The sequence below is a fragment of the Ohtaekwangia koreensis genome (assembly GCF_900167975.1).
Taxonomy (GTDB): Bacteria; Bacteroidota; Bacteroidia; order Cytophagales; family Cyclobacteriaceae; genus Ohtaekwangia; species Ohtaekwangia koreensis.
Genome location: NZ_FUZU01000001.1, coordinates 2,398,939 through 2,399,939, shown reverse-complemented (window position 1 = coordinate 2,399,939; position 1,001 = coordinate 2,398,939). Strand labels below are relative to the sequence as shown.

Sequence of the window (1,001 nt, the reverse complement as noted above, 5' to 3'; positions counted from 1 at the left end):
GTATAGGTGCCTGCATCAGCAGTAGCCGTTGTTGCAATGGTATATGTGTTGGAGGTCGCTCCTGATATATCTACTCCGTTTTTCTTCCATTGATAAGTCAGTCCTGTACCCGAAGCCGTAACACTAAAGGAAGCAGCGCTACCTTCGCAGATTGCCTGGCTCGCCACAGGTTGAGCTGTGATCGCTGGTAACGCATTAATCGTTAAGGTTGCCGCTGTACTGGTGACAGGTGGTGTACATGTGCCAGACACAATAACATCATAACTACCGGCATCCGTTGATGCGGTTGTAGCTATAGTATAACTGCTGCTTGTAGCGCCAACTATATTTGAACCGTTCTTTCTCCACTGATAGAATACACCAGTAGTAACTCCTGCACTTACACTAAAGGTTACACTTTGTCCAGCACAAACTGTTTGGGTAGTCGGTCCAGTAATAATCTCTGGACGCTCCTGAATGGTAAGTACTGCCCCTGTACTTGTAACCGAAGGAGAACATGTACCGCTTACTACAACAGTATAAGTACCTGCATCGGCAGTAGCTGTTGTTGCAATGGTATATGTGTTGGAGGTCGCTCCTGATATATCTACTCCGTTTTTCTTCCATTGATAACTCAATCCTGTACCTGAAGCCGTAACACTAAAGGAAGCTGCACTGCCTTCGCAGATTGCCTGGCTCGCTACAGGTTGAGCTGTGATCGCTGGTAAAGCATTAATCGTTAAGGTTGCTGCTGCACTAGTAACAGGCGGTGTACATGTGCCAGACACAATAACATCATAGCTACCGGCATCCGTTGATGCGGTTGTTGCTATAGTATAACTGCTGCTTGTAGCGCCAACTATATTTGAACCGTTCTTTCTCCACTGATAGGATACACCAGTAGTAACACCAACATTCACGTTAAACGTTACACTCTGACCAGCACAAACTGTTTGGGTGGCTGGACCCGCGATGATTTCGGGATTTTCTCTAATTGTTAATATAGAAGCAGTGCTTGTAAC

At 46.0% G+C, this 1,001-nt stretch carries 1 protein-coding gene; it reads right to left on the bottom strand.

Annotated features, from left to right (window positions below):
- Positions 1-1,001, bottom strand: a 1,001-nt coding sequence (locus tag B5Y40_RS29590; RefSeq protein ID WP_221408885.1) for an immunoglobulin domain-containing protein, incomplete at both ends; no start/stop codon positions are given.